The sequence below is a fragment of the Serratia sp. SM04 genome, assembly GCF_040280225.1.
GTDB classification, from domain to species: domain Bacteria; phylum Pseudomonadota; class Gammaproteobacteria; order Enterobacterales; family Enterobacteriaceae; genus Serratia; species Serratia sarumanii.
This window is the reverse complement of the sequence record NZ_JBEOQT010000004.1, coordinates 325,040-350,326: the sequence shown is the minus strand read 5'-3', so window position 1 is coordinate 350,326 and position 25,287 is coordinate 325,040. Positions and strand designations below refer to the sequence as shown.

The 25,287-nt window shown below is 56.8% G+C and carries 29 protein-coding genes and 1 pseudogene; 21 read left to right on the top strand and 9 right to left on the bottom strand.

The window, feature by feature from the left end; translation table 11 throughout:
* The first annotated feature begins 26 nt into the window (after positions 1 to 26).
* The 19 genes and pseudogenes from ABTW55_RS09160 (at position 27) to ABTW55_RS09070 (ending at position 15,849) form a co-directional block, all read left to right on the top strand.
* Positions 27 to 221 carry a hypothetical protein gene (locus ABTW55_RS09160; protein WP_072265030.1) on the top strand — a complete coding sequence of 65 codons (195 nt, stop codon included), beginning with the start codon at positions 27 to 29 and terminating at the stop codon, positions 219 to 221.
* A 191-nt stretch (positions 222 to 412) separates the two neighbouring features.
* Positions 413 to 616 (top strand): tail protein X, encoded by a 204-nt coding sequence (locus ABTW55_RS09155; RefSeq protein ID WP_033641929.1) that lies wholly within the window; start codon positions 413 to 415, stop codon positions 614 to 616.
* A 3-nt stretch (positions 617 to 619) separates the two neighbouring features.
* The gene (locus ABTW55_RS09150; protein WP_033641928.1) at positions 620 to 838 is read left to right on the top strand and encodes an HP1 family phage holin; all 219 of its coding nucleotides are present in this window, start codon (positions 620 to 622) and stop codon (positions 836 to 838) included.
* Entirely contained in the window at positions 822 to 1,334 is a 513-nt protein-coding gene (locus ABTW55_RS09145; RefSeq protein WP_033652971.1) for a lysozyme, read from the top strand. Before ABTW55_RS09150 ends, ABTW55_RS09145 begins: the two co-directional genes overlap by 17 nt.
* A 51-nt stretch (positions 1,335 to 1,385) precedes the next feature.
* Positions 1,386 to 1,850 carry a phage tail protein gene (locus ABTW55_RS09140; protein WP_060422378.1) on the top strand — a complete coding sequence of 155 codons (465 nt, stop codon included), beginning with the start codon at positions 1,386 to 1,388 and terminating at the stop codon, positions 1,848 to 1,850.
* 85 nt (positions 1,851 to 1,935) lie between these two features.
* On the top strand, positions 1,936 to 2,571 hold the full coding sequence (locus ABTW55_RS09135) for a phage baseplate assembly protein V (protein WP_033652969.1): 636 nt from the start codon (positions 1,936 to 1,938) through the stop codon (positions 2,569 to 2,571).
* On the top strand, positions 2,568 to 2,918 hold the full coding sequence (locus ABTW55_RS09130) for a GPW/gp25 family protein (RefSeq protein ID WP_033652968.1): 351 nt from the start codon (positions 2,568 to 2,570) through the stop codon (positions 2,916 to 2,918). Before ABTW55_RS09135 ends, ABTW55_RS09130 begins: the two co-directional genes overlap by 4 nt.
* A gap of 4 nt (positions 2,919 to 2,922) precedes the next feature.
* A complete protein-coding gene (locus ABTW55_RS09125; protein ID WP_033652967.1) occupies positions 2,923 to 3,831 on the top strand; it encodes a baseplate assembly protein in 909 nt (302 codons plus the stop codon).
* Positions 3,824 to 4,345 (top strand): annotated as a pseudogene (locus ABTW55_RS09120) (phage tail protein I); the annotation flags it as partial. The gene ABTW55_RS09125 and the pseudogene ABTW55_RS09120, both read left to right, overlap by 8 nt.
* 2,768 nt (positions 4,346 to 7,113) lie before the next feature.
* On the top strand, positions 7,114 to 8,964 hold the full coding sequence (locus tag ABTW55_RS09115) for a phage tail protein (protein WP_033652965.1): 1,851 nt from the start codon (positions 7,114 to 7,116) through the stop codon (positions 8,962 to 8,964).
* 2 nt (positions 8,965 to 8,966) lie between these two features.
* Complete coding sequence (locus tag ABTW55_RS09110; protein ID WP_033652963.1) at positions 8,967 to 9,521, top strand: tail fiber assembly protein; 555 nt, start codon at positions 8,967 to 8,969, stop codon at positions 9,519 to 9,521.
* A gap of 139 nt (positions 9,522 to 9,660) precedes the next feature.
* Positions 9,661 to 10,830: a phage tail sheath protein gene (locus tag ABTW55_RS09105; protein WP_060422386.1), complete on the top strand. Its 1,170-nt coding sequence runs from the start codon at positions 9,661 to 9,663 to the stop codon at positions 10,828 to 10,830.
* 12 nt (positions 10,831 to 10,842) lie between these two features.
* Positions 10,843 to 11,352 (top strand): phage major tail tube protein, encoded by a 510-nt coding sequence (locus tag ABTW55_RS09100; protein ID WP_033641919.1) that lies wholly within the window; start codon positions 10,843 to 10,845, stop codon positions 11,350 to 11,352.
* A gap of 64 nt (positions 11,353 to 11,416) precedes the next feature.
* Positions 11,417 to 11,704, top strand: a complete 288-nt coding sequence (locus ABTW55_RS09095) for a phage tail assembly protein (protein WP_033652960.1) — start codon at positions 11,417 to 11,419, stop codon at positions 11,702 to 11,704.
* 32 nt (positions 11,705 to 11,736) lie between these two features.
* Complete coding sequence (locus ABTW55_RS09090) at positions 11,737 to 11,859, top strand: GpE family phage tail protein (protein WP_033641916.1); 123 nt, start codon at positions 11,737 to 11,739, stop codon at positions 11,857 to 11,859.
* Positions 11,852 to 13,945: a phage tail tape measure protein gene (locus tag ABTW55_RS09085; RefSeq protein WP_060422388.1), complete on the top strand. Its 2,094-nt coding sequence runs from the start codon at positions 11,852 to 11,854 to the stop codon at positions 13,943 to 13,945. Before ABTW55_RS09090 ends, ABTW55_RS09085 begins: the two co-directional genes overlap by 8 nt.
* Before the next feature lie 22 nt (positions 13,946 to 13,967).
* A complete protein-coding gene (locus tag ABTW55_RS09080) occupies positions 13,968 to 14,441 on the top strand; it encodes a phage tail protein (protein ID WP_033652990.1) in 474 nt (157 codons plus the stop codon).
* Positions 14,438 to 15,532 carry a phage late control D family protein gene (locus tag ABTW55_RS09075; RefSeq protein WP_033652956.1) on the top strand — a complete coding sequence of 365 codons (1,095 nt, stop codon included), beginning with the start codon at positions 14,438 to 14,440 and terminating at the stop codon, positions 15,530 to 15,532. The genes ABTW55_RS09080 and ABTW55_RS09075 overlap by 4 nt, the downstream gene beginning before the upstream one ends.
* 89 nt (positions 15,533 to 15,621) lie before the next feature.
* A complete protein-coding gene (locus ABTW55_RS09070; protein ID WP_016929021.1) occupies positions 15,622 to 15,849 on the top strand; it encodes an ogr/Delta-like zinc finger family protein in 228 nt (75 codons plus the stop codon).
* Positions 15,850 to 15,992: 143 nt separating this feature from the next.
* On the opposite strand, the gene rplS is transcribed toward ABTW55_RS09070, so the two are convergent.
* The 5 genes from rplS to ffh form a co-directional block, all read right to left on the bottom strand.
* Positions 15,993 to 16,349: a 50S ribosomal protein L19 gene (gene rplS / locus ABTW55_RS09065; RefSeq protein ID WP_025301638.1), complete on the bottom strand. Its 357-nt coding sequence runs from the start codon at positions 16,347 to 16,349 to the stop codon at positions 15,993 to 15,995.
* 48 nt (positions 16,350 to 16,397) lie between these two features.
* Entirely contained in the window at positions 16,398 to 17,165 is a 768-nt protein-coding gene (gene trmD / locus ABTW55_RS09060) for a tRNA (guanosine(37)-N1)-methyltransferase TrmD (RefSeq protein ID WP_004932485.1), read from the bottom strand.
* Positions 17,166 to 17,217: 52 nt separating this feature from the next.
* A complete protein-coding gene (rimM, locus tag ABTW55_RS09055) occupies positions 17,218 to 17,766 on the bottom strand; it encodes a ribosome maturation factor RimM (protein WP_033637182.1) in 549 nt (182 codons plus the stop codon).
* A gap of 18 nt (positions 17,767 to 17,784) precedes the next feature.
* Complete coding sequence (rpsP, locus tag ABTW55_RS09050; RefSeq protein WP_004932501.1) at positions 17,785 to 18,033, bottom strand: 30S ribosomal protein S16; 249 nt, start codon at positions 18,031 to 18,033, stop codon at positions 17,785 to 17,787.
* A gap of 214 nt (positions 18,034 to 18,247) precedes the next feature.
* Positions 18,248 to 19,609, bottom strand: coding sequence for a signal recognition particle protein (gene ffh / locus ABTW55_RS09045; protein WP_004932504.1), 1,362 nt, complete (start codon positions 19,607 to 19,609; stop codon positions 18,248 to 18,250).
* A 169-nt stretch (positions 19,610 to 19,778) separates the two neighbouring features.
* Between ffh and ABTW55_RS09040 the strand changes: the two genes are divergently transcribed.
* The gene (locus ABTW55_RS09040) at positions 19,779 to 20,570 is read left to right on the top strand and encodes an inner membrane protein YpjD (RefSeq protein WP_033637181.1); all 792 of its coding nucleotides are present in this window, start codon (positions 19,779 to 19,781) and stop codon (positions 20,568 to 20,570) included.
* Between the two features lie 41 nt (positions 20,571 to 20,611).
* On the top strand, positions 20,612 to 21,901 hold the full coding sequence (locus ABTW55_RS09035; protein WP_319864498.1) for an HlyC/CorC family transporter: 1,290 nt from the start codon (positions 20,612 to 20,614) through the stop codon (positions 21,899 to 21,901).
* 63 nt (positions 21,902 to 21,964) lie between these two features.
* Here the strand turns inward: ABTW55_RS09035 and luxS are convergent, their stop codons facing one another.
* The 4 genes from luxS to yqaB all read right to left on the bottom strand — a co-directional run bounded on the left by luxS (position 21,965) and on the right by yqaB (position 25,283).
* Positions 21,965 to 22,480, bottom strand: a complete 516-nt coding sequence (gene luxS, locus ABTW55_RS09030; protein WP_019455133.1) for an S-ribosylhomocysteine lyase — start codon at positions 22,478 to 22,480, stop codon at positions 21,965 to 21,967.
* A gap of 166 nt (positions 22,481 to 22,646) precedes the next feature.
* On the bottom strand, positions 22,647 to 24,209 hold the full coding sequence (gene gshA, locus ABTW55_RS09025; RefSeq protein ID WP_033650024.1) for a glutamate--cysteine ligase: 1,563 nt from the start codon (positions 24,207 to 24,209) through the stop codon (positions 22,647 to 22,649).
* Between the two features lie 82 nt (positions 24,210 to 24,291).
* Positions 24,292 to 24,720: a YqaA family protein gene (locus tag ABTW55_RS09020; protein ID WP_004932520.1), complete on the bottom strand. Its 429-nt coding sequence runs from the start codon at positions 24,718 to 24,720 to the stop codon at positions 24,292 to 24,294.
* Positions 24,717 to 25,283 carry a fructose-1-phosphate/6-phosphogluconate phosphatase gene (gene yqaB / locus ABTW55_RS09015; RefSeq protein WP_033637176.1) on the bottom strand — a complete coding sequence of 189 codons (567 nt, stop codon included), beginning with the start codon at positions 25,281 to 25,283 and terminating at the stop codon, positions 24,717 to 24,719. Before yqaB ends, ABTW55_RS09020 begins: the two co-directional genes overlap by 4 nt.
* Positions 25,284 to 25,287 lie beyond the last annotated feature (4 nt).

Below are 25,287 nucleotides of genomic sequence, written 5' to 3'. Positions count from 1 at the left end.
AGTATAGTCAAGAGAGGGCAAAAACAGTGGAAATTATGGATAAACAACAAGTAACACTGTCCCGCATCCAATTCATCGCCGATGTTTCACAGGCTGCGCAATGCAGTGCCTCCGAGTTTCTGATCGCCATGTCGCTGATCTCCGATTTGGCCAGTCAGGTGCTGCCGAACAATGATTATCAAGAAATATTTTATCCCGCTGACGAACCCCCCCCCTGCTAATCCCTCCAGCCAAACGTTTTTCATCCCCCCGCCGCCGGCGGGGTTTTTATTTCTGCCGACGGCACTTTTGCTCCTCAGTTGTGCCATCTCATCCACAACCCCCTCGCGTTGCCCCTCCCTCCCACGCGCGCGAAACTGAAGATATCCGGGGCCACAGCCCTCTCTCCCAACGCTATCGCAGGATGGTAATGATGAAAATTTATGCACAACAAGGTGACACCATTGATGCGATTTGCTGGCGCTACTACGGCAGCACGCAACGCCAGGTGGAACAAGTCTATCTGGCTAACCGTGGCCTGGCCGATCTGGGGCCCCTGCTGCCGCACGGTCAACCGGTTGAATTGCCGGACCTGCCTGCGGCGGCCCAACGCGAAACCGTCAAATTGTGGGATTAAGCGATGGAGAAACTCACTTCAACCCTTGCCTATTTCGTCGCGGCTTGCCTGGCCTGGTTAGGGAGCCACTCTGCACAGGACATTGCCATCCTGGTCGGCGCCGCAGTCGGCGTCGGTACCTTTGCAGTGAATTGGTACTACCGGCGTAAAAGCTACCAGCTGCTGAAATCGCTAAAAAAAAACGGCCTGAAACGCGGAGTCTACGATGAGCTCACTCGCTAAACGCTGCAGCGTGGCGGCTATTTTAACGCTCGCCGCCCTGCTGCCTCAGTTCAATACGCTGAAAACCTCTGAGCAAGGTTTGCGCCTGATCGCCGATTTCGAAGGCTGTCGGCTGTCCCCCTACCAATGCAGCGCCGGCGTCTGGACCAACGGCATCGGCCACACCGCCGGCGTGAAGCCGGGTGCCGTCATCAACGAACGCCAGGCGGCTACCCATTTGGTCGACGATGTGCGCTCCGTAGAGCGCGGCATCGCGCGCTGTATGGACGTCAAGATGCCGCAGCCGGTTTACGACGCCGTCAGCGCTTTCGCTTTCAACGTCGGCGTCAACGCCACCTGCAATTCAACGCTGGCCACCTTTGTCAAACGCCGTCAGTGGCAGGCGGCTTGCGATCAACTGTCTCGTTGGATTTATGTCAACGGCGTCAAAAATAAAGGATTGGAGCGCCGCCGCACGGCCGAACGTGCGCTATGTCTGAACGGCATCTCACACTGACCGTTTTCAATAAACGCCCACTCAAACCGCTTCCTTTTCAGGAGATACACCATGTTAAAACCCGAACAGCTACGTGCAGCACTGCTCAATGCCATTCCCTTGTTGCAGCAAAACCCCGAACGGTTGCGCCTTGGCATTGTTAACGGCCGCGTGGTCTCAACGCTCGCCCCCTCGCTGTCCTTCGAATATCGCTATCAGCTCAATCTGGCGCTGGATGTGCCGTCAGCTGACGATGACCGGGTCATGGTCACCGTACTGGCCTGGCTGCGCAGCCACCAACCAGACCTTCTTGCCAATCCGGATAAGCGTAAAAATGATTTTTCGTTTCAAAGAGACATAGACACTCCCAACCAGTTGATATTGCAGCTGCAACTTACCGAACGAATCCGGGTGGAACCGCGCGACGGCGCATTGCATATCACCCCGCTTGCTGAACCTCCCGAACCGGAGAACGTCGTTCGCTTCACCCAGATTTATCTGCACGGAGAGTTACTCAGCGAATTTGGTCAGCCGTAGCGCCCTACAGGCAGCTTCGGTTGTGCCGGCGGCAGCCAAACGCCGTCGCGTTGTCCCCCTTTTCATCCAGCGGCATTCTTGAGACATGAACACAGACAACTTCGATATTCAGCGCCTAGTGCGCAACCTGATACGGATCGGGACCGTCAGCGAGCTCGACCTGGAACGCGGGCGCTGTCGCATAGCCACCGGCGGCAATCTTACCGACTGGCTCAACTGGCTGACCGGACGGGCCGGCGACGCACGCAGCTGGTGGGCGCCCAGCATTGGTGAACAGGTCTTGGTGCTGTCACTTGGCGGGGAACTTGAAACCGCTTTCGTGTTGCCCGGCGTATTTTCCGATGCTCACCCCGCACCGTCGGCCTCAGCACAGGCGGCGCATATCGCTTTTCCTGACGGTGCAGTGCTCGAATACGAGCCGGCTACCGGGGCGCTTAAGGCCGTCGGCATAAAAAGCGCCACCATTGAAGCCGCCGAGCGGATCACACTGACGGCGCCAAATATCACCTGTATCGCCAGCGGAAAAATTACGCTGGACGCTCCCGAAGTGGAGTGTACCCAGCAACTCACTACCGGCACCATCGCCATCCATCAGGGCGGCTCGATGACCGGCGATCTCAATCACACCGGTGGCAGCATCAGCTCTAACGGCATTGTGGTGCATACCCACACTCACGGTGGAGTGCAAAACGGCAGAGGCCAAACGGACAAACCAGCATGAACAACGCGAAATTTCTTGGCATGAATCGCGGCAACGGCCGCGCAATCGCCGATCTCGAGCACATTCGCCAGTCGGTGAGCGACATCCTGATTACGCCTATCGGCTCACGCGTCATGCGCCGCAGCTACGGTTCGTTGCTATCCGAGTTGCTGGATCAGCCGCAAAACGACGTACTGCGATTGCAAATGATGGCGGCCTGCTACAGCGCAATGCTGCAGTGGGAACCACGCATTCGGCTGACGGGCATCAGTTGCAACACCACCTTTGACGGAAAAATGGTGGTCGACATTACCGGCAACCGCACAGATACGCCGGATGCCTTTTCTCTTTCTATTTCAGTGAGCTGACACCATGGCAACCATTGACCTGAGTTTATTACCCGCCCCGACGGTGGTGGATCCTCTCGATTACGAATCGCTGCTGGCGGATCGCAAGGCCACGCTGATTTCCCTTTACCCGGAAGAGCAGCGTGAAGCCATCGCCCGCACATTGACGCTGGAATCGGAGCCGATCGTCAAACTGCTGCAAGAAAATGCTTACCGCGAACTGCTGTTACGCCAGCGTGTGAATGAAGCCGCACAGGCAGTGATGCTGGGTTATGCCAGCGGCAGCGACCTCGACCAACTGGGCGCAAACTTCCAGGTGCTACGCCTGGTGGTGCAACAGCCGGATGACAGCGTCATCCCGCCGTTGCCGGCGGTCATGGAATCGGATAGCGATTTCCGTGTGCGCATCCAGCAGGCATTCGAAGGTTTAAGCGTGGCTGGATCCAGTGGCTCTTACGAGTATCACGGCCGTTCCGCCGATGGTCGGGTCGCCGACGTTTCCGCGATCAGTCCCAGTCCAGCCAACGTGCTGATTTCCGTACTGTCACGCGAAGGAGACGGCACCGCCAGCGCCGAACTGGTGGCGATCGTCGATAAAGCGTTGAACGATGAAGATGTGCGCCCGGTGGCCGATCGCGTCACCGTCCGCTCTGCCAACATCATCAGCTACAACATCGATGCCGTACTGTACCTCTACCCTGGCCCTGAAGCAGAACCGGTGCGTCGCGCTGCCGAAGCCAAACTGAAAAATTACATCAGCGCCCAGCACCGTTTAGGCCGTGACATTCGCTTGTCGGCAATCTACGCCGCACTGCATGCCGAAGGGGTGCAACGCGTTGAATTGAAGACCCCGCAGGCCGACATCGTATTGGATAAAACCCAGGCGTCGCATTGTGCTTCTTATCGTCTGACGGTGGGAGGCTCCGATGAGTAACCGTCTGCTGCCGGTCGGCTCTTCCCCGCTGGAGGTCGCGGCTGCGGCCGCCTGTGCCGAACTGGCCGCCATGCCGGTGCCGCTGCGCGATCTGTGGGATCCAGCCACCTGTCCGGTCAATCTGCTGCCGTACCTGGCCTGGGCCTTCTCGGTCGATCATTGGGATGAAACCTGGACGGAAGATGCCAAACGCAGCGTCGTAGCCGCCGCTTTCTTCATCCACCGTCACAAGGGCACCATCGGCGCTATTCGCCGCGTGGTGGAACCGTTGGGTTACCTGATCAAACTGCGCGAGTGGTGGGAAACCAACGGTGAGCCCGGCACCTTCACGTTGGATATCGGCGTGTTGGAGAACGGTATCACCGAAGAGATGTATCTGGAAATGGAGCGGATGATCGCCGATGCCAAGCCGGTCAGCCGCCATCTGACAGGCCTGGCGCTGAACCTCGAAGCCGCTGGCGCAATCAACGTCGCCAGCGGTCAATATGATGGAGAGCTTACTACCGTGTACCCCGACTATGCCAGTCTCGCCCTGCAAATGCTGGAGGGACATTACCAATTCTTGCAACGCAATACCGGCATCACGCTGGACTCGACTCAACAACACTTCGTGCTTAACGACGAGCATGTCTTGGCCGATTCGCGCCATGAACGCGAGCTGTCGCGCATGGCGGGGCTGCCGAATGACGCCACCACCGAAGGACAGGCTCTGCAGATCCTTGGCTATGCCCATGCGTATCTGGCGACCGGAGAACAAAAATATTTGGAACAGGCCATCGCCTGTTTTGACGCCTATGTGACCTACTTTTACGACGGTGCGCCGATCCCTGACAGCCCTCAACGCTGGATCGCCAACTGGATCGTCAACGCCAAAGAGCCGGTGCCCGCCAATTGGCCGGTCGATACGAGGGATCCGACGCATAGCGGCTTCAAAGGTATTCCTCTAACTTTCAACAAGGGCCGTACTCTGATCCCTCACGGCGCCCCCTACTGGGGTGAATATCTCGACATCGCTACTTTCGCCTTCGACGGCTCGCTGGCCTGGAATGCCGTCAACGCCCAGGTGCGCGCGGTCAATGCCGCCGGTGAAATCGACTGGAATAACGACGGTAAACGCTATGACGTGGACTGGATCATCAATTGGCAGGGTTACCAGATCGATGCCGACGGCGAGATCCTGATCAAAGGACTGCCTGCTGAACAAATCGGTACGGTGCAGTTAAAAGACGTCACGCTCGGCGGCAATCACAAGCTGAATTTCGCCAATCGCCAACCAGTCGAACACGGCGGCGTGTTAATCAAGCGTAATCAGGTACAGCATAACCGTCCGCTGCATGTGCCGGTCCCGCACAACGCCATGGGCAACGCGGCCGATGCCGAGCTGTGGTTTGCCGACGCCTGCTATCTGCTGCACAGCATCACCGGCGATCAGCGCTATTTCAACGCCTGGAAAAGCGTTGAATTCACCGCGATGGAATATACCGATATTGATGCGCAGGATAAGTTCTTTCGCCAGAGCCGCAGCGCCAATACGCCGTTTACCGACGGCATCTCCTACGATTGGTCATACCCTTCCGGTGAGCCGGTAAGCTACGGCCGTAGCGCCGAAGGCATGATCACCATTCGCAAAGAGATAGCATCGCAACAATCGCTGGAACAACAGGCAATCTGGTTCCGCATTAATCACCAGTCAAAAATCCGCACCTGCTTTGGTGGCGTCGACGATCAGAATCAGCCGATCTCCTGCAAAATACAGCTGTCTATAGCACCGGAAAAAAACGCGGCGAGCACCACTGAATGGGGCGTCGCTCTGCCGCAGTCGTTCCAACCTCAGGTAAAAACATACGACATCGCGCTCAGCAGCCTGGCGGCGCTGACGAAAGAAGACGGCAGCGACTATCTGCTGGCCGATCTGCGCGCAGTGACCGACTACGGCGGTTGCGCGATCGCCAGCCAGTTTGAGGAACAGGTTTACGACAGCCGCAGCGCGACGGTGATCCAAGCCCGTTTCCCCAATGATGACGCTGGCATGGTGATCGGCGCCTGGTTGACCGCGGAGGAAAGTTTCCCCGTTACGCAGTTGGTCTATCGCGCGGACGCCGACTTCAACCTGCGGCTCGAAGATGATGACAAATGGCGCTGGTATTGGATGCTGCCCGCCACCGGCGGCAAATGGCAAATCGCAAATTTCGCCCCGCAAGCGGCTACGCTGAGCGGCTATCAGCCGGATCATCAGGATGTCGAGCCTAAACCGGCCGCACCTCGTTTCAGCCGCGTCAAGCAAGTAACCATTCTGCAAGACGGCAATGTACCGGACGCCACATTCAGCTACTACGTACTGAACGACATTCCACCGACGCTCAACGCAGATGACGGCTACACGATCCGCTATCGCATCACGTTCCAGGCGGCACACCCCTACACCGCACTGTTGGGAGACTGCACCCTCCTGAATCACCGCCACGACGGCCTGTTCTGTACGCCGGGCGTCATGCCGTTCTCCAACATTTATCAGGCGGACGGCCAACAGTTCGATGGTTGGCACGGCATGCCTTATCCGGGCTACCAGTACCCGTTCATTTTCGTGCACGCCGCCGCCGATCCCGACGGGGTGATGCTCAACAACATGGTCGAGTTTCTGTGGCAGTCGCAGCAGTGGTATCAGCAGCAATTCGGCGTGCTGGGCCCCGGCGCATCGGCCTATATCTGGAACCGTTGGGACAATCGGAGTTACGGTCCGGCGGATACCTGGACCATGTATCACTGGGGTGACGGCACGGCCTGGTCCGGCTATCAGCCACGCGCCTTCTTCGGTGCCGCGCGCGCCTGGCTCGAGTTACAGCAGGCGGGCAAAACGCCACCGCTCAAGCTGGTGGAATATGTCGAAAACTGGCTGCGCTGGCTGATTGATTTTACCAATGACGCCGACGGTGTCACGCCAACCGATTTCCCGATGGCCAGCCTGCCGCAGCCCGATGCACAGGATTTTACCGGCCACATGTGCGGCCTGTGGCTGGCTGGCGCGGTGCTGGCAAAAATGGCCGGCAGTGAAATTGAGGGCCTCGAACACTTTATCGAACAATGCGTTACGGAATTACAAAGGCATTACCTCTCCACCGGTGACGTGATGGACGGCGGCTGGTCGCCCGCGCCGCGTCTTGGCACCGATAACGGCATGTTCTTCGGCTTTTGGTCAGGCGAGATCCTGCGCGGATTGAGCCTGTATGTGATGTATAAAAACGGCCTTACCTACCCGGCCGGCAAACAGAAGAGAACCACACCATGACAGCAAAATACCGCGCCCTGCTCACCGAACAGGGCAAAACGCTGCTGGCTAACGCTGCAGCAACCGGCCAAAAGCTGGAAATTACGCATATGGCGGTCGGCGACGGCGGGGGTTCGCCAACGCAGCCCGATGAAAGCCAGACCAAGCTGGTGAACGAAAAACGCCGCGCAGCATTGAATTCACTGCAGATAGATACCGGCAACAGCAACCAAGTGATCGCCGAACAAGTGATCCCGGAGGACGTTGGTGGTTGGTGGATCCGCGAGCTGGGGCTGTATGACAAAAACGGCGTGCTGGTGGCGATCGCCAATACGCCCGACACCTACAAGCCGCAGTTGACCGAAGGTGCCGGCCGCACCCAGGTCGTGCGCATGGTGCTTCTGGTAAAAGGCGACGCCAATGCGACGATCGTCGCAGACAAAACCGCCTTACTGGTCTCGCGCGATATGCTGAATGCCGCTATCGACGAACATGCCCGCTCGCGCAATCATCCTGACGCCACCTTGCTGGCAAAGGGTTTCACTCAATTGAGCAACGACAGCAATAGCGCCAGCGAAACGCAGGCCGCCACCCCAAAAGCGGTGAAAACGGTCAGCGACGCCTCGCTGAAAATTGCCGCTAACCTGAAAGATCTGCCAAACAAGTCCATCGCGCGCCGCAACTTGGAATTGGGTACTGCCGCCACGTGTAACGTCGGTACGCAAGCCAGTCAATTGATGGAGGTGGGCGCCTTTGGTCTAGGCTCTGGCCCGAAACATCGCGAGGAGACCATCAGCAATCTTGGCGAGATCTACCGTGTCACCAGCGCATCGAAAAACGCGCCGGGCGGCGGCGTCTACGGCGTGCTGAACCTGCCAATCGACGGCGGCCCTTCCAGTGGCTATCTGGCGGTTCAGACTAATGGATCATCTTACGTCGGCACATCCACCACCCCTGACAAACCGCTGAACTGGTACCGAATTTACACCACCGGTTTTAAACCGACCGCTGCGGACGTCGGTGCTTACAGCAAGGCGGAAGCCGACGGCAAATTCGTCAAACAGAGCGGCGATACCATTACCGGCAGCTTGACGGTCAACGGCTCAATTGAAACGAAATCGGGATTGACCACACCTTACGCCACAGTGATGGGGTCGTTAACCACCAAAGGCGGCGTCGAATTATTCGGAACCTCGCCCTATATAGATTTCCATCATGGCAATACGAACGCGGATTATGATGTTCGCATCATTAATGATAGCCAGGGTCAATTAAGTCTGGGTGCAAAAAACGTTCGGGCCAATGAAAACCTTACCGTTGGCTTAGACGCCCACGTTGATAGAACTCTTTATATCAATGGCCAAGATTTTATTACTAAAAAAGGGGTAATAACCGAAACCAGTGGTAATCGCAATACTCAAGGGCTGCACATACAAGGTGCAGGTAATCAGTATGTTGATCATTACTTTTATGAGGAGATAGGTAAGCGTGCATTTGGTGCAATGCATGTTTCATCTGGCGGCTCTGATGGCTGGTTCCAATTTGGTCATCAAGGCGATATTCGCAGCAATGGCCCATGGCCGCGCCTGATGTTAGGTGAAGCAACCTACTTTAATGACGGCAATATCAACGGCAGCATTTGGGGTGGCTATTTAAGCAACTATCTCAATCAAAACTTTGTGCGCGATGTTCGCCTGGGTAATGTGGAAAGTATCGCTACCTGGCGAGGCCCCGGCTATTCGGATAGTGCGGGTTATGTCCTGACCGGCGCAGCAAATAACAACGTGGATGAATACATCGACGTAATTTTCCGTCGTCCGCTGCAAAAACACATTGGTGGCAATTGGGTTACCGTCTGGAGCGTTTAGTGATGAATAACATGAAGAACTTTACCCTCGCCGCGCCGGAAACGGTAGAGCAGAAACAACTGGCCGCCTCGCACGGTGTTTTGTTTTTAAAATCCGATGCAGGGGAAGACTGGTATGAATGTCAAAAAAGCTTCCGTCCTGAAACGGTAAAACTGATGTATGACAAGGACGGGATCATTCGTTCAATCACCACGAAACCGAATGCCGAAGGCCATTATGACGTTTCCGGATTTTTCCCGGAAAATATGAGCGTGGCAGAGGTCGGAAACTTGCCGGAAGGCGCTGATATTAACGGCCGCTGGATTTTTGATGGAGAAAAAATCATACCAAGATCGTATTCAACTCAAGAGCTACGGCAACAGGCTGCTAATAAAAAACAAGAGTTGATTAAGCAAAGTTCGCTGCAGATAGAAACGCTTAACGACGCTTCTGACCTGGGAATGGCGAGCGAAGAAGAACTGCTGCTGCTGACCCGCTGGAAAACCTACCGCGTATTGCTTAATCGGGTCGATCCCGAAGCGGCCCCTGATATCGATTGGCCGCAACCGCCGCAATAACGTCGTTCAACGCCCCGTTTGGGGCGTTTTTTTCTTTATTTTTCCTGCTGTTGTACCAGTTATCCCACACCCCGAATGAGATGCGGCGCCGCCTGCCAACAGGCATGCTGTCATCACCAACCACAAACGGAGTAATGCTATGGGTGACTATCACCACGGCGTGCGTGTCCTCGAAATCAACGAAGGCACCCGCGTAATTTCCACCGTCTCGACGGCCATTGTCGGCATGGTTTGTACCGCAGAAGATGCCGATGCAACCCTGTTTCCTCTCAACACCCCGGTGCTGATTACCGACGTCCTGGCCGCCAGCGGCAAAGCAGGTAAAAAAGGGACGCTGGCGCGTTCGCTGCTGGCGATCGCCGAGCAGACTAAGCCGGTAACCGTCGTGGTACGCGTGGCGGAAGGGAAAGACGAGGCCGAAACCACGTCCAATATCATCGGTGGCGCCGATGAAAACGGTAAGTACACTGGCATGAAAGCGCTGCTGGCCGCTCAGGCCGAGCTGGGCGTGAAACCGCGCATTCTGGGCGTACCGGGCCATGATAATCAGGAAGTGGCGACCGCGTTGGCCGGCATCTGCCAGCAGCTGCGCGCTTTCGGCTATATCAGCGCTTACGGCTGTAAAACCGTGTCCGACGCCATCAAATATCGCGCCAACTTCAGCCAGCGCGAACTGATGCTGATTTGGCCGGACTTCATCAACTGGAATACCACCACCAACAGCAGCGACATCGCCTTCGCCACCGCTCGTGCGCTGGGGCTGCGTGCCAAGATCGACCAAGAGACCGGCTGGCATAAAACCTTATCCAACGTCGGCGTCAACGGCGTGAGCGGCATCTCGGCCAGCGTATTTTGGGATCTGCAAACCGCAGGCACCGACGCCGATCTGCTGAATGAAGGTTGCGTCACCACCCTGATCCGCAAAGATGGCTTCAAGTTCTGGGGATCTCGCACCTGCTCCGACGAGCCGCTGTTCCAGTTTGAAAACTATACCCGCACCGCGCAGGTATTGGCCGACACCTTGGCCGAAGCTCATTTGTGGGCGATTGATCGTCCGCTCACCCCGACGCTGATCCGCGACATGATCGACGGCATCAAGGCCAAGTTCCGCGAACTTAAATCCGCAGGTCTGATCATCGACGGTGACTGCTGGTATGACGAAAGCGCCAACGACAAAGAGACCCTGAAGGCCGGCAAGCTGTTTATCGATTACGACTACACCCCGGTACCTCCTCTGGAGGATCTGACTCTGCGTCAGCGCATTACCGATCGCTACCTGGCGAACTTCGCCGCATCCGTGAACAGCTAAGGAGACTGAAGCATGGCACTGCCAAAAAAACTGAAATACCTGAACCTGTTTAACGACGGCTTCAACTACATGGGCGTGGTTTCCTCAATGACGCTGCCGAAACTGACACGCAAGCTGGAAAAATTCCGCGGCGGCGGCATGAGCGGCGCAGCCTCGGTGGACTTCGGCCTGGATGACGATGCGCTGGTGGTGGAATGGACCATGGGCGGCATTGACGAACTGGTGCTCAAGCAATGGGGCCGCGTCGATGCGGTACCGCTGCGCTTTACCGGCTCTTTCCAACGCGACGATACCGGCGACGTCTCTGCGCTCGAAGTGGTGATGCGCGGCCGTCATAAAGAGATCGACAGCGGCGACTTCAAGCAGGGTGAAGATACCGAAACCAAAGTTTCCACCGACTGCACCTACTTCAAGTTGAGCATCGACGGCAAAGAGCTGATCGAGATCGATACCGTCAACATGATCGAAAAAGTCGACGGCGTAGATCTGCTGGCTGCGCACCGCCGCGCCATCGGCCTGTAATTTTTCACCTCAAACGGCCAGCCCCGCGCTGGCCCTCTTTTTCCGACTGAAAACTGGATACCCCATGGAACTGAATGCATCCCCGGAGAACACCGTCGTCCTGAATACTCCGATTAAACGTGGCGACAGTGAAATCACTCGCGTGCAAGTGACTAAGCCGAATGCCGGCAGCCTGCGCGGCATCGGTCTGGCCGCGCTGGCCAACGCCGATGTCGACGCGTTGATCACTATCCTGCCTCGGGTCACCTACCCGAACCTGACCAAGGAAGAGTGTACCCGTTTGGAACTGCCTGACCTGATTGCGCTGGCCGGCCAGGTGATCGGTTTTTTGTCGCCGACATCGGCCGAGTAACGGTCGAGCCTACTCTGACAGTAGATGACCTGATGGCGGATATCGCGGTGATTTTCCACTGGCCGCCGTCAGAAATGAACGGCATGACGCTGGCGGAGCTGATCGGCTGGCGCCACAGAGCGCTGCAACGTAGTGGAGTAAAAACAGATGAGTAACAGCAGACAGGAGCTGGAGTCACAAAACGAGATTGTCATCGGGCTTCAAGCGATAGCCAAGCAGAGCAAAGAACTGATGAGGCAGTTGCGCAGGCCTACCGGGGATAAAAACCTGTACAACAGTCTGGGACAGGATATCCAACGAGCAGAGAAAAAAGTCAAACATCTGCGCCAGCAGGAAAATGACATCGACGCTTTCCAAAAGACGAACCAGTCGCTGGCTGAGACCAATAAGTTGCTGGCAGCGTCGCGCAAAAAATCCGCCGCGCTGGCAATGCTGACGAAAGATCGCGAGCCAAGCCAGCGTTCCCGATTTATGAACAAAGAGATTGCGCAGGTCGCGGAGACGATAAATGCCCTGGAAAAGAAACGTGATCTCCTCACCGCAATCGATAAAAGCCAGCGCCATCATCTTACCCAGCAAGGGATTAATCTAAAATCGCTCAGCAATGAGCGCAAAAATCTGCGTGACGGCAGAATTAATGCCGGCGCCGCTATCGTTACCCTAAGAGAACAACGGCAATCGATAGCGCAGGAGCGCTATCGATCCGCACAGGCAGGCAATCAAGCGCGCCTCGACAAGCTGGAAAAATTACGCAACACCAGCAGCGCAGGCTTTTCTGTCGCCAAAAGTGCCACCATAGGGGGAGCTAACCTGCTGGCGCCGGGAATCGAATTTGAAAAACAGCTTTCTCAACTGCGGGCGCAGCTGAATCTGGGCAAATCTGATCCGCAGCTCACGGCTCTCGAGCAGCAGGCTCGCGGTATGAGCCAATCCGGTTATACCCCGGATCAAGCCCTACAAGCGCAAACAGCGCTGGCAAAACAAGGGTTGAATGCCAAGGAAATTTTAACGGCTTCGCCCGCCGCACTGACACTCTCCGCCGCGACGGGCAGCAGCGTCAACGAAACCACCGCAACGATGACGGAAATGCTGCACAGCTTCAATATGGGCTCCGATCAATTCGACCGCATTGCCGATGTATTGGCGCTGGCCAGCAATCAATATGGCATGGATATTCGGGCCGTTGGTGCGGCCATGAAAAGCAAAGCCACAACAGGTGTCGATATCGTCAGTGCGGCGCAACAGATTGCGCCTTCGGGCAGAGAGAAGCTCCAGGCCAACCAGGTTGCCGGCTCAGCGCAGCACTTGGTCACCGTCAAAGGCGACAATATGGATGGTGATATCCAAAAGCTTTTTGCCTCATGGGATAGCCTGAGAATCAACCTGTTTAGCGGCCAAAACGCTGCCCTGCGGGAACTGACCCAAACGGCGACAGAGTGGCTGGTGAAACTGAATATGTGGATAACCAATAATCCGGCGTTGGCCGGCACCTTGCTGCAGGTCGCCGATGGGCTCACGTTATTGCTCGGCGGCCTTAGCGGCGTCAGCCTAGTCGCCACCCAGGTACTCTCAGGATTCTCTATTATCAGCGGCGCGATCCTAAAGGCAGGGCAAGCCATGATGTGGCTAGGGCGGATAGCGATGGCCAACCCGCTGCTGGCCATTGTCGGCCTGGTTGCGCTTGCCGCTTTTACCCTGATTGAAAACTGGGACAAGGTCGGCCCCTTCTTTAGCCATCTCTGGGAGCAGATATCGGCAGGGTGTGAGGCGCTGAAGAATTACATTTCAGACACCATTGATGGCTGGATAAAACAACTGACGTCATTGACCGAATATCTTCCCGACTGGATGCAATTTGGCGATAAGAGCGGCACCTCTGGCAATGCCGAAAACGGCAGCGCCTGGTTTGCCGGCAAGTTCGATCGCGGGGGAGACATTCCTGCCGGACAATTCGGCATTGTAGGCGAAAACGGTCCTGAGTTGGTCAGCGGCCCCGTTCAGGTGACCGGCCGCCGCCATACGGCCGCCATGTCGGCGGCTTTACTGTCGCTCAGCGCGCCTGTAATGCCGGCCTCGCCGGTAGCAGATTCGCCGGTAACCCAAATCCAGGTTCCGTCGGTCACTATCAACATCACTGCCGGCGCCGGTCAGAATGAACAAGACATCGGCCGCGAAGTCGCGCGGCAATTTGAATTACTTGCTCATCGCCAGGCGGCAAATGCTCGCAGCCGGATGAGTTAATCATGCGAATAGGAGAAATATGATGATGCTGACCCTCGGCATGTTCGTTTTTATGTTGAAAACCGTGCCTTATCAAAGCATGCAACGCAGCGCCAATTACCGCTGGCCGACTCTGCCGCGCATCGGCCAGCGCCCTGCCGCGCAGTTTCTGGGAGTAGACAATGAGAAAATAACGCTGACGGGAGTCTTGGTACCGGAAGTGACCGGAGGGACATTGTCATTGATGGCGCTTCAGCTCATGGCTACCCAAGGCAGAGCCTGGCCACTGATCGAGGGCAATGGAACTATTCATGGGATGTATGTCATTGAAAGCATAGTCGACACGAAAACCCAGCTTTTTTCGAACGGCAGCGCGCGACAGATAGAATTTACGATCAATCTGATGCGCGTTGATGAATCGCTGATCGCCATGTTCGGCGATCTGCGCCAACAAGCCTCTGACCTTGCCGATAAAGCAGGTCAGGCTGCGGCGCGGCTCAGGGAGATGCTGCCGTGATCACGCAAACCCCCGTCCCTATTGGCGCGCTCATTGCGCCAGACTACGCCTTGTTTTTGCAGCAAGCAGACATCACGGAGGCTTTCCGCCACCGTCTGCTCTCATTGACGTTAACCGATAATCGCGGTTTTACCGCGGATCGATTGGATCTTGAGCTCGACGATGCGGATGGGCAAATCGCCATGCCCAAACGCGGCCAAACGCTCACTGTGAAGCTCGGCTGGAAAGGACACGCCTTGATCGACAAAGGCAAGTTTATCGTTGATGAAATCGAACATCGTGGCGCACCGGATAAACTCGTCATTCGGGCCCGCAGCGTCGACTTTCGAAACTCGATGAACGTGGCGCGAGATCATTCCTATCACGATCGCACCCTTGGTGACATCGTCAACGAAGTGGCCAACCGTAACCGGATGGGGCATACGCTGGCGGCAGGACTGGCAGAGATCAAAATCACGCATATCGATCAGTCTCAGGAAACGGATGTCGCCTTTCTTACCCGGCTGGCGACCATGAATGGTGCAGTCGCCGCCATTAAAAATGAACGCCTGCTGTTTCTGGTCCCAGGTTCTGGTCTAAGCATCTCGGGCAAACCGCTGCCGTCACTGACTTTGGAACGCAGCGATGGCGACCAGCACTACTTCAATGTGGCCGATCGGAACGCTTACACCGGCGTTATTGCCAAATGGCAAGATACTCAGCATGCCAGGCAACAGCAGATGACAGTACAACGTGAGGAAGGGAATACCACAGATGAAAATGCGGCTTCAAGCTATCTGGCAGGTGAAAGCAATAACGTTTTTACCCTGCCGACGCTCTACGCGAATAAAGAAAGCGCAATGCGTGCGGCAAAAGCGAGGTGGGCAAACATTCAACAAGGGAATGTGCAATTATCCATAAACCTCGCCGTTGGCCGCCCTGAGCTCAGTCCAGAAACGCCGATCCACCTGAGTGGATTCAAAGAGGTTATCGACAGACAAGCGTGGATCATAAGTCAAGTCGTTCACACGCTTAATGATCGAGGTTTCTCCACCAGCCTCGCATTGGATGTACTGACTCAACGCATGGAGTTTGCAATCACGGAGGGGTGATAATTCATTTGCATCTTAATCTTGCTTTTGCGAGTCAATGGGCTATTATAAGTCATATAACCTGATGTAGCAGAACGAGGGATTCAACTATGATGCACTGTCCATTATGCGGTCACGTGGCCCACACTCGCTCCAGCCGCTATCTGAGCGAGTCGACCAAAGAGCGTTACCATCAATGCCGCAACATCAATTGCAGCTGCACGTTCGCCACGCACGAGTCCGTCGCGCGGGTGATCGTCAAACCTGGCGATGACATTGTCCCGGCGCAGCCGCACCCGCCGGAGAATCAGCATAAACAAAGCGCCGCCGCGCTGTAATGCAAAAAGCCTGCTGATGCAGGCTTTTTAATGTCGCTGCCAGGCGGCTAAGTCTCGTAAATGCAAGGTGATAGATTTTTCAGATAAAAAAAGGGGTTGGCATAATGCCAACCCCTGATAACTATTAACTTTTGGATGCAGCGTTAGCCAACGCGGTTCAGACGCTCTTTGATACGAGCAGCCTTACCAGTACGCTCACGCAGGTAGTACAGTTTAGCTTTACGAACGGCACCACGACGTTTCACAGCAATGCTGTCGATTACTGGGGAGTGAGTCTGGAATACGCGCTCAACACCTTCGCCGTTGGAAATCTTACGAACAGTGAATGCAGAGTGCAGACCGCGGTTACGGATAGCGATAACCACGCCCTCGAATGCCTGCAGACGTTTTTTGCTACCTTCAACGACCCATACCTTCACTTCCACGGAATCACCCGGACGGAATGCAGGTACGTCTTGTTTCATCTGCTCTTGTTCAAGTTGCTTAATAATGTTGCTCATAATATGTCTCTTACCCTAGGTAAACTGATATATCGGTCCCGTCTGATGTCAGACGTTTCCTTCATAGTCCTGTTGCCTGGCCTGATGTTCCCGTTGGAACTCAGCCAGCAACACCGCTTGCTCGTCAGTCAGAGCTAGGCTTTCTAGAAGTTCAGGTCTTCTAAGCCAGGTTCGGCCCAGCGACTGCTTTAAGCGCCAGCGACGTATCTCGGCATGGTTGCCCGACAGCAGAACCGGCGGTACTTCCATCCCTTCCAACACCTCTGGGCGGGTATAGTGCGGGCAGTCCAGCAATCCGTCGGCGAAGGAGTCTTCCTCCGCTGAGGCCTGATGGCCCAGCACACCCGGTATGAAACGGGCGACTGAATCAATCAGGGTCATCGCCGGCAGTTCCCCGCCGCTGAGAACGTAATCGCCGATTGACCATTCTTCGTCAATTTCGGTTTGGATTACGCGCTCGTCTATCCCTTCGTAGCGGCCGCACACCAGAATCATCTTCTGATTGGCCGCCAGTTCGCACACGCCGGTTTGATCCAGCTTGCGCCCCTGAGGTGACAGATAAATCACCTTTGCTCCCTCGCCTGCCGCTGCTTTCGCCGCATGAATGGCTTCCCGTAAAGGTTGCACCATCATCAGCATTCCCGGGCCGCCGCCGTAAGGGCGATCGTCCACGGTGCGATGCCGGTCGTAGGTGAAGTCGCGAGGACTCCAACACTGCACGCTCAGCAGGCCATTTTTTACTGCCCGGCCAGTCACCCCGTAATCGGTGATAGCGCGGAACATCTCAGGAAACAGGCTTACAATACCGATGAACACAAGCCAATCCCCTTACCGTTATTCCACTTGCTTCGACCGTTTGATCCGGGGGTCAAAAACCAGGATCCCAATCTGCCTCAATCACGCGGGCAGTGAGATCGACTTTCTTGATAACCTGCCCATGAAGAAACGGAATCAACCGCTCCTTCATGCCGAACGCATCTTTCAGGTTCGCTTTCACAACCATCACATCGTTCGAGCCGGTTTCCATCATATCGATGACTTTACCCAGCTCGTAGCCGGCGGTGGTGACTACCTGGCAGCCCATCAGGTCTTTCCAGTAGTAATCATCACCCTCCAGCGGAGGAAGTTGATCGGAATCCACCATAATCTCGCGATTAGTCAGCAGATTCGCCGCGTCCCGATCGTCAATGCCTTTGACCTTGATGATCAGATCCTGACTGTGGCGCTTCCAGTCTTCCAACTCGATATGCTGCCACTGACCCGCCTGCTGGATAAACCACGGCTGATAGTCAAAAATGCTTTCGGCGTTCTCGGTGGATGAAAACACTCTGAGCCAACCACGAATGCCGTAAGCGGACCCCATTTTACCGAGTACAATCGGCGCGATCGGCGCTACCGGTTTGAGTTGCTTGCTCATTGCCACCACCGCGACAGATTAAGCTGCTTTCTTAGCGTCTTTGATCAGCGCGTGAACGCGATCAGAAACGGTTGCACCCAGACCGACCCAGTGCTCGATGCGGTCCAGGTCCAGACGCAGTGCTTCAGCCTGACCGGAAGCGATCGGGTTGAAGAAGCCTACGCGCTCGATGAAACGACCATCACGAGCGTTGCGGCTGTCGGTCACTACTACTTGATAGAACGGACGCTTTTTAGCGCCGCCACGTGCCAAACGAATTGTTACCATAACATCCTCTTTAGTTAATAAAACAGCCGGGCCCCATTGAGGGACGGGGCCCGGTTGCAATATAAAAAGCCCGAAAATTTTACTCATTTTGGCGCAAAAAGCAATCTAAAGCGTCGATCGCAGGGGACAACTTTTGCAGCCTGTCAAATTTCGGGCGGTTTTCACCGCGAACGGCGAATGCTGAAAGCGCCCGCACTCGGCGTGCGGAGGCCTATCAGCGGCCTGGGAAGCCCGGCGGCATCATACCTTTCATGCCGCGCATCATCTTCGCCATGCCGCCTTTCTTCATCTTCTTCATCATACGCTGCATTTCGTCGAACTGCTTCAGCAAGCGGTTGACGTCCTGCACCTGCATGCCGGCCCCCATCGCGATGCGGCGCTTGCGCGAGCCCTTGATGATTTCCGGTTTGGCGCGCTCTTTCAGCGTCATCGAGTTGATGATCGCCTCCATGCGCACCAGCACTTTATCGTCCATCTGCGACTTGACGTTGTCCGGCAGCTGGCCAGCGCCCGGCAGCTTGCTCAGCATGTTGGCCATGCCGCCCATGTTCCGCATCTGCTTGAGCTGCTCCAGGAAATCGGTCAGATCGAAACCGTCGCCCTTCTTCAGCTTGTTGGCCAGCTTCTCCGCCTGCTCGCGGTCGACCTTGCTTTCGATATCTTCGATCAGCGACAGCACGTCGCCCATGCCCAGGATGCGCGATGCCACGCGATCCGGGTAGAACGGCTCCAGCGCTTCGGTCTTTTCACCCACGCCGAGGAACTTGATCGGCTTGCCGGTGATATGACGGATGGACAGCGCGGCACCGCCGCGCGCATCGCCGTCGACCTTGGTCAGCACCACGCCGGTCAGCGGCAGCGCTTCGTTAAACGCCTTGGCGGTATTGGCGGCGTCCTGGCCGGTCATGGCGTCGACCACGAACAGGGTTTCCACCGGCTTGATCGCCGCGTGCACCTGCTTGATCTCGTCCATCATCGCTTCGTCAACGTGCAAGCGGCCGGCGGTATCGACGATCAGTACGTCGTAGAATTTCAGCTTGGCCTGTTGCAGCGCGCGATTGACGATGTCGATCGGTTTTTCTTTGACGTCAGACGGGAAGAAGTCGATGCCGACGCCTTCCGCCAGCGTTTCCAGCTGTTTGATCGCCGCCGGGCGATAAACGTCCGCGGAAACCACCAACACTTTCTTCTTCTGTTTTTCTTTCAGGAACTTGCCGAGCTTACCGACGCTGGTGGTTTTACCGGCGCCCTGCAGGCCCGCCATCAGCACCACCGCCGGCGGCTGGGCCGCCAGATTCAGCTCGGTGTTGACTTCGCCCATCGCGGCGATCAGCTCGCCCTTGACGATCTTGACGAACTCCTGCCCCGGCGTCAGGCTCTTGTTGACTTCATGGCCGACCGCGCTCTCTTTGACGCGGTTGATGAAGTCGCGCACCACCGGCAGCGCGACGTCCGCTTCCAGCAACGCCATACGCACTTCACGCAGGGTTTCCTTGATATTCTCTTCGGTCAGCCGCCCGCGGCCGCTGATATTGCGCAACGTGCGCGACAATCGATCGGTTAAATTTTCAAACATCGTCTCATGCTCAACGTGTGATGACAGGCCGCTCCGGCGACACAATTGCGCCGATGATAACACGAAGCGCGCCGGATCTCTGCCTCAGCGTTGGAGATAGGTTGGAGTGAAACGCGCGCAACGTTATACTGACACTCCAATTAACCACGCCGAAGCAAAATTAAACGCTATGCCAGTTTTCTCCATTGTGGCTTTGATGGCCTACCTGCTCAGCCTTGGACTGATCATTCCCAGCTTGTTGCGGAAGAACAGCGCATACCGTCGGCTTGCCCTCGTCTCGGCGGTGGTGGCGCTGATTTGCCACGCCATCGCGCTGCAGCAGCGCATCTTCGACGTCAGCGCCGGGCAGAATCTCAGCCTGCTGAACATTGGCTCGATCGTCAGCCTGATCATCTGTTCGGTGATGACCTTCGTCGCCTCGCGCGACCGCGGCTGGTTCCTGCTGCCGATCGTCTACAGCTTCGCGATGATCAATCTGGCCTTCGCCAGCTTCATGCCCGGCGAGTTCATCACTCACCTGGAGTCCAGCCCGGAATTGATGGTGCATATCGGCCTGGCGCTGTTCTCTTACGCCACCCTGATCATCGCCGCGCTCTACGCCTTGCAGCTTGCCTGGCTCGACTACCTTCTGAAAAACAAGAAGTTGACCTTTAGCGCCGACATGCCGCCGCTGATGAGCATCGAGCGCAAGATGTTCCATATCACCCAGATCGGCGTGGTGCTGCTGACGCTCACTCTGTGCACCGGCCTGCTGTACATGGATAACCTGTTCAGCAAAGAGAACGTGCATAAAGCGGTGCTGTCGATCATGGCCTGGTTCGTGTATATCGTGCTGTTGTGGGGCCATTACCATGAAGGCTGGCGCGGCCGCCGCGTCGTCTGGTTCAGCTTCGCCGGCGCCTTCCTGCTGACGCTCGCCTACTTCGGCAGCCGTCTGATTCAGCAGGTGATGGTGCGCTAAGCCGGCCGCCTCAACTTTCCCTCTCTATAAGGAATACTGCATTGGAGCATGTGTCGACGGGGACCCTCATCATTATCCTGGTGATCATGATCGTGGTCTCCGCTTACTTCTCCGCCTCCGAAACCGGCATGATGACGCTCAACCGTTATCGCCTGCGTCACCTGTCCAAACAGGGCAATCGCTCGGCGCGCCGTGTGGAGAGGCTGCTGCAAAAACCGGATCGGCTGATCGGCCTGGTGCTGATCGGCAACAACCTGGTCAACATCCTCGCCTCGGCGCTGGCGACCATCGTCGGCATGCGGCTGTATGGCGACCTCGGCGTGGCGATCGCCACCGGCATACTGACCTTCGCCGTGCTGCTGTTCGCCGAAGTGCTGCCGAAAACCTTCGCCGCGCTCTACCCGGAACGCATCGCCTTCCCCAGCAGCTTTCTGCTGGCACCGCTGCAAAAAGTGATGTTCCCGCTGGTCTGGCTGCTCAACGGCATTACCAGTATGACGCTGCGCCTGTTCGGCATTCGCACCAACGTGCGTATCAGCGATGCCGTCAGCAAGGATGAGCTGCGCACCATCGTGCGCGAATCCCAGTCGCAAATCTCCCGGCGCAATCAGGACATGCTGATCTCGGTGCTGGATCTGGAAAAGGTGACGGTTAACGACATCATGGTGCCGCGCACCGAGATTGTCGGCATCGACGTCAACGACGACTGGAAGTCGATCATGCGCCAGTTGACCCACTCGCCGCACGGACGCATCGTGCTGTACCGCAGTTCGCTGGACGACGCCATCGGCATGCTGCGCGTGCGCGAAGCCTACCGCCTGATGACCGAGAAAAAAGAGTTCAACAAAGAGAACCTGCTGCGCGCCGCCGACGAGATTTACTTCGTGCCGGAAGGCACGCCGCTCAACGTGCAGCTGGTGAAGTTCCAGCGCAACAAAGAGAAGGTCGGCATCGTGGTCGATGAGTACGGCGACATTCAGGGCCTGGTCACGGTGGAGGATATCCTCGAGGAGATCGTCGGCGACTTCACCACCTCGATGTCACCCACGCTGGCGGAAGAGGTCACGCCGCAGAGCGACGGTTCGGTCTTGATCGACGGCACCGCCAACTTGCGCGAGCTGAACAAGGCCTTCAACTGGACCTTGCCGGCCAACGAGGCGCGCACCGTCAACGGCATGCTGCTCGAAGAGCTGGAAGAGATCCCCGAAATCGGCACCCGGTTGCGTATCGGCCATTACGATATCGACATTCTCGACGTGCAGGGCAACATGATAAAACAGGTGCGGGTCACGCCGATCACCTCGCTGCAGTCCAGCGTCGGCCATCACTGACCGCTGGCCAGAACGTAAAAAAGACGCGAAATCGCGTCTTTTTTTCTCTGCGGGAACTCGCGGCTAGATATGCAGTTCCTGCAGCTTCTCTTTCGGCAGCGCCAGCTCGTCGTTGTGGTTCACCACCACGTCGTTATCCAGGATGTGCTTGGCGATCTCCTGCGCTTCTTCCAGCGAGTGCATATGGTAAGTGCCGCACTGGTATTCGTTCAGCTCAGGGATTTTGCGCTGGTCGGTCACTTTCAGCACGTCGGCCATCGCCGCTTTCCACGCATCAGCTACGCGCTGCTCTTCCGGCACGCCGATCAGGCTCATGTAGAAACCGGTACGACAGCCCATCGGGGAGATGTCGATAATCTCCACGCCCTGGCCGTTCAGGTGGTCACGCATAAAGCCGGCGAACAGGTGCTCCAGCGTGTGAATGCCGCGCTCGGGCATCACTTCCAGGTTCGGGCGGCAAAAGCGCAGATCAAACACCGTGATGGTATCGCCGTGAGGCGTCTTCATGGTTTTCGCAACGCGGACAGCCGGGGCTGCCATACGGGTATGATCGACGGTAAAGCTATCCAGCAATGGCATTTCGCTACCTCCTCGTAAAAGAGCATTTATTTCGAAACTTTTTTTCCTAACCGGGAAACCTTTTCCAACCCTGCGAGTCTCAGTATCTGAAAGACGCGCATTTGTTATCATCATCCCTGTCATCAGAGATGCATATTTGGCCACATTGATGTGGCCTTTTTCTTTTTCAGCTTCCGCCGTTTTGCTTCAGGAACGCTTCAAAGCTTAGCGTATCATTGGCTTCTATGTCGCGTTGGCGTTGCCACGAGGCTTCCCGCTCTTTATCCAGCTCGGCCTCGTTCAGGATTTCCAACGGCTCTTCCAGCAGCATCTTGCGATATTGCTCCGCCAATTGCAGGCCGACGCGCCCGGTGCCTTCCGCTTGCATCGCTTTCAGGATGCGCGCGGAGAAGGTCAGCTCAGGGTCGTCGAACGCGGCGACCAGCTCATCGCACACCTGCTGGTATTGGCGATCGCCGGCTTCGCCGTCCAACACTTCCGCCACCCGACGCAGATCGGCGAACAACGCCTTGCCCACTTTTTCGAGCGGTTCATGGCTGGCGCCACAGCCGATGCCGATGGTCTGGCCCGGCTTGCGGCCCTCCAGGATCACCCGGTTCCAGTTCTTGCGCGTGCACAGCAGTTCATCGCTGCTCATCTCCGGCGCATCGGCCAGCGCGCACCACACCAGGAACAGATCCAGGAAACGCGCCTGCACCGCATCCACGCCGATCGGCGAGAACGGGTTGATGTCCAGCGAACGCACTTCGATGTATTCGATACCACCGCGCAGCAGCGCGTCCGACGGCGTCTCGCCGCTTTTGGTCACGCGCTTCGGCCGGATCGGCGCATACAGCTCGTTCTCGATTTGCAGCACGTTGCTGTTCAGCTGCAGGTAACGGTCACCCTCTTTCACGCCCAGCTTGGCGAACTCTTCGGAAGGCGTCGCGATCGCCCGTTTCAGACCGGCCACATAGCTGTGCAGATCGTTAAAGGTGATGCCCAGATTGCTCTGCGACTTGTTGGTATAACCCAGGTCGCTCAGGCGCAGCGAAGTGGCGTACGGCAGGTAGCACATCCCCTGCTCGGTGCGCTCGAACGGCAGATTGGTCTCGCGCCCCTTGAGGAACGAAGAACAAATGGCCGGCGATGCCCCGAACAGATACGGGATCACCCAGCCGAAACGGTAATAGTTGCGGATCAGGCGGAAATAGCCCGCCGAGATCTGCTCTTTACCGCTTTCTGCGTCCTGCACGCCGGCCCAGGCCTGCCAAAACTCCAGCGGCAGCGAGAAGTTGTAGTGCACGCCGGAAATGGTCTGCATCAGCGCACCGTAGCGATTCTTCAACCCTTCGCGGTACAGCGTCTTCATGCGGCCGATGTTCGACGAGCCGAACTGCGCCAGCTCGATATCCTGCTCAGCTTCGATAAAGCACGGCATGCTGAGCGGCCACATGCGCTCATCGCCGATATTGCGCGCCACGTAGCGATGAATATCGCGCAGGAACGTCAGCAGGTGGTCGATATTGTCATCAACCGGCGTAATGAACTCTAACAGCGCTTCGGCGAAATCCGTGGTGATCCAGTGGTGCGTCAATGCCGCGCCCAGCTTTTCCGGATGCCCGGTGGTCGCCAAGGTGCCGTTCGGCGTGACCCGCAGCGTTTCACGCTCGATGCCGCGACGAATGCCTTTTAATGCCTGGGGATGGGCTTCCAACCAAGAAAGCGCCTGTGATACGTCCGGGATCAAATTGACCTCCCGCTTCTAAAAACAATAACTCGTAAGCATACTGAATCCGCACCCGAGAGAATATTGAGTTATATTCACTTGGTTACTGCCACCAGGCGATGCCCTGTACCGTTATCATAGCCAAAACGATGTAACGCAGCGCCTTTCCGATACACAGAAACAGCGCGACAGAGCCCCAGGGCATGCGCAGCCAACCTGCCAACACGCACAACAAATCGCCCACCACCGGCACCCAGCTGAGCAACAGCGCAGCCGGGCCGAAGCGTTGCAGCCACCCGAGCGCCGTTGCCAGCCCCCGCTGTGGTTTCAACGCCGGTAACAGGCGCCCGATAATGACATTGGTCAAGCCACCCAGCGTGTTGCCCAGGGTCGCGGCCAGCACCAGCAACTCCGGCGAGACGCGACTCTGGGTCAGCAAGGCGACCAGAACGATTTCTGAATTTCCCGGCAGCAGCGTCGCACTGAGGAAGCTACTGCCAAATAACGATATTACGGCTAGCGTACTACTCACAGCGTACGGACGTCTACCACCGCCATACCGGCGCTTTTCGCCGCCTGAATGCCGAAATCAGCGTCTTCAAACACCACGCATTTTTCCGGCGGCACGCCGATCAGTTCGGCGCAGCGCAGGAAGGTGTCCGGCTCCGGTTTGTGGCGCTGCACGTCGTCCGCACCGACGATCGCGTCGAAGCAGTTGAACAGGCCGAGATGACGCAGCAGCATTTCCGCCATGCGGTGCTCGCTGCCGGTGCCGACCGCCATCGGACGGCGGCCATGATAGGACTTCACCACCTCGATCAGCGGCAATGGACGCACGCTGTCCAGCAGCATCGCTTCCACCGCGCGGGTTTTCTCCGCGGCCAGGTGATGAGGATCGAGATCGGCCTGATGGCTGGCGATAATCGCCTGCGCGATGCGCCAGGTCGGCGAACCGCTCAGCGCCACCATGGCCGCTTCATCAAACGTCATGCCATAACGGGACAGCACTTCACGCCACGCTTTACGGTGCGTTGGCTCGGTGTCCAGAATCGTGCCGTCCATGTCGAAAATAAGACCCTGATAGCGGTCGTACATCGTT